The following is a 6,836-nucleotide window of genomic DNA, read 5'->3' on the forward strand; positions in this document are numbered from 1 at the left end:
GGTCACAGTCAGGGTGAGATCGCGGCGGCGTGTGTGGCTGGTGGCTTGTCGTTGGCTGACGGGGCCAGGGTGGTGGTGTTGCGGAGCCGGGCGATTGCGGCGTTGTCGGGGTTGGGGGGCATGGTGTCGGTGCCGGCGCCGTTGGACGAGGTGCGGGAGTTGATCGGCGGGTGGGGTGGGGACCTGTCGGTCGCGGCGGTCAACGGTCCGGCGCAGGTGGTGGTGTCCGGTACCACGACCGCGTGTGAGGAGTTCGTCCAGGCGCACGCGGAGCGGGGGGTGCGTCGGATCGCGGTGGACTATGCGTCGCATTCGCCGCAGGTGGAGGCGATCCAGGACCGGCTGCGAACCGATCTGGCTGATCTGCGGCCTCGTACCGGGCAGGTGCCGTTCTACTCGACCCTGGAGGCGGGGCAGGTCGATACCGCTGGTCTTGACGGGGAGTACTGGTATCGCAACCTGCGGCACCAGGTCCGGTTCGCGGAGGTGATCCAGACCCTGACCGAGGCCGGCCACCGCACGTTCGTGGAAGTCAGTTCGCATCCGGTGTTGGCGATGGCGGTGGAGCAGGCCGGTGAGGATCTGGTGGTGGCGGGCACGCTGCGTCGTGACGACGGCGGACGTGACCGTTGGCTCCGGTCGATGGCCGCCCTGCACGTGGCCGGTATCGCCATCGACTGGACCCCGGCGTTGGGTACCGGCCCGGCCCACACGGTTGCTCTGCCGACCTATCCGTTCCAGCATCAGCGGTTCTGGCCGCAGACCGTGGCCGGTGGTGTGGGGGATGCGCGGGTGTTGGGTCAGGGTTCGGTTGATCATGCGTTGTTGCGTGCGGCGGTGTCGTTGGCTGATGGGGATGGGGTGGTGTTGACCGGCCGGTTGTCGGTGTCGACACAGCCGTGGCTGGCTGATCATGTGGTGTTGGGTTCGGTGTTGTTGGCGGGCACGGCGTTCGTGGAGTTGGTGATGCACGCCGGGGACCAGGTCGGTTGTGCCCTGGTGGAGGAGTTGACGCTGCAGACCCCGTTGCTGCTGCCGGAGCAGGGTGGGGTGCAGGTGCAGGTGTGGGTCGGTGATCCCGACCAGGACGGTCGACGGCCGGTCAACGTGTACTCCCGGACAGAAGGCGCGGAGGGTGTGGGGGGTTCGTGGACTCGGCATGCCACGGGCGTGTTGAGCCCGCAAGCCGGCCGGGTCCCGTCCGGGTTGGGGCAGTGGCCACCGGCCGGTGCCGAGCCGGTGACGGTGGACGGCGTGTATGAACGGTTGGCTGACGGCGGGTACGTGTACGGGCCGGTGTTCCAGGGTCTGCGGGCGGTGTGGCGTTCCGACCGGGATGTGTACGCGGAGGTGGCACTGCCCGAGCAGGACGCAGCCGACGGGTTCGGGTTGCATCCGGCGGTGCTGGACGCTGCGTTGCACCCGATCGGGTTGACCGGGCTGCTCGGCGACGACGATGGCGGGGCGGTGTTGCCGTTCGCGTGGAGCGGGGTGCGGTTGCACGCGACCGGGGCGACCACGCTGCGGGTCCGGCTGACAGCGTCCGACGACGGCGGTATCGCGGTGGCGGTGTTCGACACCGCCGGCCAGCCGGTCCTGACCGCGGACTCGCTGGTGCTGCGGCCGGTAACCACCGACCAGTTGGCCGCGGGGGTACTGGATGCGGCGCAGTCACTGTTCGCGGTGGAGTGGGTGCCGCTACCGGACGCGGAACCCGACACCGCGCCAGCGGCTACCGAACTGGTCTGGGCATGGCATGGGCAGGTTGATGGTGAGCTGCCCCCCGTCGTGGTGGCCGAGCTACCAACTCCAGACGATGCTGTGGGTGTTGTCGAGGCTACGCATGTGGCGAGCGGGTTGGTGTTGGGTTGGGTCCAGGACTGGCTGGCTGATGCGGCCACGGACGGGTCCCGGTTGGTGGTAGTCACTCGTGGTGCTACCGATGGCAGTGACCTTGCCGCGGCTGCGGTGTGGGGGCTGGTCCGTTCCGCGCAGTCCGAACACCCCAACCGGTTCATCCTGCTCGACCTCGACGATGACACTGACACTGGCAGTGAACTGGGCGGGATCCTCACGGCGGTGCTCGGCAGCGGCGAGTCGGAGATCGCGGTACGTGATGGTGACCTGTACATCCGGCGGTTGGTTCGGGCCGGTAGTGGCCGCCTACTCCTGCCTGGTCCTGAGCGGTTGTCGTGGCGTCTGGATGTGTCGGAGCCAGGCAGCCTGGACAACCTCACGGTGGTGGACTGTCCAGAGGCGGTGGCGCCGCTGGCGGTTGGGCAGGTGCGGGTTGCGGTGCGGGCGGCGGGGTTGAACTTCCGCGACGTGTGGCTCGGGTTGGGCATGTCCCCGGATCCGACTGCGGTGATGGGTAGTGAGGCGGCCGGGGTGGTGCTCGAGACCGGGCCGGATGTGACGGGGGTGGTGGTCGGGGACCGGGTGTTCGGCATGTTCAACGGTGCGTTCGGGCCGGTGGCGGTCACCGACCATCGTCTCCTGGCCCGGATTCCGCAGGGCTGGTCGTTCACCCGGGCGGCGTCGGTGCCGATCGTGTTCCTGACCGCGTTCTACGCGTTGCGCGATCTGGCCGGTGTGCGGGCGGGGCAACGGATCCTGATCCACGCCGCCGCCGGCGGTGTGGGGATGGCCGCGGTGCAGTTGGCCCAGGCCTGGGGATTGCAGGTGTACGCCACCGCCAGCGCCGGCAAGTGGGACACCCTACGCCGGATGGGTGTGGACGGTACGCATCTGGCTTCCTCCCGCGATCTGGACTTCCGCCACAGCCTCCTGGCCGCGACCGGGGGACAGGGTGTGGATGTGGTGCTCAACGCCCTGACCGGCGAATTCGTGGACGCGTCACTGGATCTGCTGCCCCGCGGCGGCCAATTCGTAGAGATGGGTAAGACCGACATACGGGACCCCGCTCAGATCGCCAGAACCCATCCCGGAGTGGCGTACCAGGCGTTCAACCTGCCCGACGCCGGCGCTGACCGGATCAGGCAGATGCTCGGCGAGATCCTGGCCATGTTCGCCGCGGAGGTTCTGCAGCCCCTGCCGGTGAGGGTGTTCGAGGCGACTCGCGCGGTGCAGGCCTTGCGTTATCTGCAGGCGGCCCGTCATGTGGGCAAGGTGGTGCTGCGGCTACCGGCGGGGCTGGATGCGGGTGGCACGGTGGTGGTCACTGGTGGGACCGGGGTGTTGGGTGGATTGGTGGCCCGGCATCTGGTCACCACGCACGGAGTCGAGCGTCTGTTGCTGTTGTCGCGGCAGGGTTCGGCCGCGGCCGGGGCGGCGGAGCTGGTCGATGGCCTGACCGGGCTGGGCGCGCGGGTGCGGGTGATCGCGTGTGATGTCGCTGACCGGGATGCGCTGGCGGAGGTGTTGGCGGGGGTGCCGGTGGAGCATCCGGTGGTCGGGGTGGTGCACACCGCGGGAGTCCTCGACGACGGGGTGATCGAGGCGTTGACGCCGCAGCGGCTGGAGACGGTGTTGCGGGCGAAGGCTGACGCGGCGTGGTGGCTGCACGAGTTGACCCAGGACATGGATCTCGGGTTGTTTGTGGTGTATTCGTCGGCGGCGGCCACGCTCGGTTCACCGGGGCAGGGTAACTATGCCGCGGCCAACGCGGTTCTGGACGCCCTGGCGCTACGACGACAGACCACCGGCCTGCCCGGCCAGTCGTTGGCGTGGGGGCTGTGGGCCCAGCAGTCGGCGATGACCGGGCATCTCGACGAGGTTGACCTGGACCGGATGCGACGCAACGGCATCCTTCCTCTCTCCTCCGAGCAGGGCCTGGCACTGTTCGACACGGCAATACGCACCGACCAGCCGCAGCTGGTGCCGATCGGGGTGGACCTGTCCGCGCTGCGTCGCACCGGAACCGGTGGTGTGCCACCGCTGTGGCGGACATTGGCCGGCGGCTTCGGCTCGCCCCGCCGGGCGGCGACCACCACCGGCGCGCGGGTGGATCTGGCCGCCAGGTTGGCGGCTATGGGGGTTGAGGAGCGCCAGCGGACAGTCCTGGAGCTGGTGCGGGCACAGGCTGCGGTCGTGCTCGGCCATCCAGACCCCACGACGATTGATCCGGGCAGCGCGTTCCGTGAACTCGGCTTCGACTCGTTGACCGCGGTGGAGCTGCGTAACCGGCTGGCCGCCGCGACCGGGCTGTCGTTGCCGGCCACGCTGGTCTTCGACTACCCCACCCCCGCCGAACTCGGCCGGGAGTTGCGGACGCGAGTGGTGCCAGAGGAGAAGACGCCCGCAGATGCTCTGCATTCGGACCTGGACCGGATCGAACAGGCTATACGCACGTTGGCCCCGGGTGATGGCGGAGATCCGACGAAGCTGGCGGACCGCCTGCGTGAACTGGCGCGCAGGCTCGAGGCCCAGACGGGCGGCCACGGGGCAACCCCGGTGATCGACACCTATGCAGCCTCAGATGACGAGCTGTTCGACGTTCTCGACAAGATCGCAAGCTCCGAGGGAGGGCGTACGGCGTGAGCAACGATGAGAAGCTGCGGACATATCTGCGACAGGCCACGGACAACCTGCTGGAGACCCGACGACGCCTGCACGAGGTTCAGGATCGAGTAACCGAACCCATCGCCGTGGTCTCGAGGGCCTGCCCGGCTTCGGCTGGCTGACCGCGGTGGAACTACGCAACCGGTTGGCCGCCGTGACCGGGCTGCCGCTGCCGGCCACGCTGGTCTTCGACCATCCGACACCGACCGCCCTGGCCGACCATCTCCGGGTCCAGCTGTGGCCGGCCGAGCAGGCCGAGGCGCCGGCCGTCGCCGAGCTCGACCGGTTGGAGCGCGCGCTCGCGGGACCGGCCGTGGACGCGGATACGCGTGCCCAGCTCGCCCGGCGCCTCCAGGCGTTGGTTGTTCGGCTTACCACGCCGCTGCCCGCAGAGTCGACTGCTGGGCCCGACACCGATCTGGACGAGGTCACCGACGACGAGTTGTTCGAACTTGTGGACAACGAGCTCGGCTCGGCCTGAACGCCCGTACCCGCTCCGGAGGGACACCCGTGACCAACGATGACAAGCTGCGCGAGTACCTCAAGCGGACCGTAGCCGAGCTGCGCCAGGCCAACCGTCGGGTACAGGCCCTGGAGGCCGCCAGCGTCGAGCCGGTGGCGATCGTGGGGATGGGGTGTCGGTATCCGGGTGGGGTCGGTGACCCGGAGGAGTTCTGGCAGTTGCTGGTCGATGGTGTTGACGCGGTGGGTGAGTTCCCCGTGGATCGGGGTTGGGATGTCGGGTCGTCAGATGACCCGGGTCCGGCGGGGTCGGGGAGCGACTTTGCGCGTAAGGGTGGGTTCCTGGCTGGTGCGGCGTTGTTCGATGCGGGGTTCTTCGGGATCAGTCCGCGGGAGGCTGTGGCGATGGATCCGCGGCAGCGGTTGTTGTTGGAGGTTTCCTGGGAGGCGTTGGAGCGGGCGGGGATCGACCCGTCGGGGCTGCGCGGCTCGGGCACCGGCGTGTACGTGGGCACCACCGGGCATGACTACATCTCGATGATCGGCGATACACGGTCCGAGACCGAGGGATACGCGCTGACCGGGACCAACGCAAGTGTGGCATCGGGGCGGGTGGCGTACTCCTTGGGCTTGGAGGGCCCGGCGGTGTCGGTGGATACGGCGTGTTCGTCGTCGTTGGTGGCGGTGCATTTGGCGGCGCAGGCGTTGCGGTCGGGTGAGTGTTCGATGGCCCTGGCCGGCGGTGTAGCGGTGATGGCCACGCCGGGAGCGTTCGTGGAGTTCTCCCGGCAGGGCGGACTGGCCGCTGATGGGCGGTGCAAACCGTTCGCGGACGCGGCTGACGGTACGGGTTGGGGTGAGGGTGTCGGAATTGTGGTGTTGGAGCGGTTGTCGGATGCCCGCCGGCGGGGGCATCAGGTGTTGGCGGTGCTGCGGGGCAGCGCGGTCAACCAGGACGGCGCCTCCAACGGGTTGAGTGCGCCGAACGGGCCGTCGCAGCAGCGGGTGATCCGTCAGGCCTTGGCCAACGCGCGGCTGACGCCGGCCGACGTGGATGTGGTGGAAGCGCACGGCACGGGCACCACATTGGGTGATCCGATCGAGGCGCAGGCGCTGATCGCCGCGTACGGCCAGGACCGGCCCGCAGGGCAGCCGTTGCGGTTGGGGTCGGTGAAGTCGAACATCGGCCACACCATGGCAGCCGCGGGTGTCGCCGGGATCATCAAGATGGTCTTGGCGATGCGGCACGGCCTGATGCCCAGGACGCTGCACGTGGACGCGCCGTCGACACATGTGGACTGGTCGGCTGGCTCGGTGCGGCTGCTGACCGAGGCCGCACCATGGCCTGTCAACGGCCGGCCGCGGCGGGCCGGGGTGTCGTCGTTCGGGATCAGCGGTACCAACGCCCACCTCATCCTGGAGGAAGCCGAACCGATCGAGTCGCCGCAGGACACACCCGCCGACCCGGCGGGCTCGGGCCAGGAGCCGCCAACGGCTCCGCTGCCGGGCGGCGGGGTGGTGCCGTGGCTGTTGTCGGCTAAGACCGAGGTGGCGCTGCGGGCGCAGGCGCAGCGGCTGGCCCAGTTCCTGACCGATCGGCCCGAGGTAGAGCCGGTGACGGTGGGGCGGGCGTTGGTGGACAGCCGGGCAACCGGGTTCACCCATCGGGGTGTGGTGCTCGGCCAGCACCGGCAGGTGTTGGTGGATGGGCTACACACGCTGGCCTCCGGTGGTCAGGCGTCGGGGGTGGTTGCCGGAGTTGCGGGGTCTGGTCGGTTGGCGGTGGTGTTTTCCGGGCAGGGGAGTCAGCGCCTCGGTATGGGCCTGGGCCTGTATGAGGCGTATCCGGTGTT

Annotated in this window: 4 protein-coding genes; all 4 read left to right on the forward strand. The window is 69.3% G+C overall.

From position 1 onward, the window contains the following. A partial coding sequence (locus ACZ6O5_RS31155) for an SDR family NAD(P)-dependent oxidoreductase (RefSeq protein WP_465981895.1) occupies positions 1 to 4,500 on the forward strand: 4,500 nt, incomplete at its 5' end. Then, complete coding sequence (locus ACZ6O5_RS31160; RefSeq protein ID WP_465981897.1) at positions 4,497 to 4,643, forward strand: polyketide synthase docking domain-containing protein; 147 nt, start codon at positions 4,497 to 4,499, stop codon at positions 4,641 to 4,643. The genes ACZ6O5_RS31155 and ACZ6O5_RS31160, both read left to right, overlap by 4 nt. Positions 4,644 to 4,648: 5 nt before the next feature. Continuing rightward, the gene (locus ACZ6O5_RS31165) at positions 4,649 to 5,002 is read left to right on the forward strand and encodes an acyl carrier protein (RefSeq protein WP_465981899.1); all 354 of its coding nucleotides are present in this window, start codon (positions 4,649 to 4,651) and stop codon (positions 5,000 to 5,002) included. Between the two features lie 29 nt (positions 5,003 to 5,031). Then, the coding region (locus ACZ6O5_RS31170) for a type I polyketide synthase (protein ID WP_465981901.1) at positions 5,032 to 6,836 on the forward strand (1,805 nt) is incomplete at its 3' end.

This window comes from Micromonospora sp. NPDC049201, from assembly GCF_055586805.1.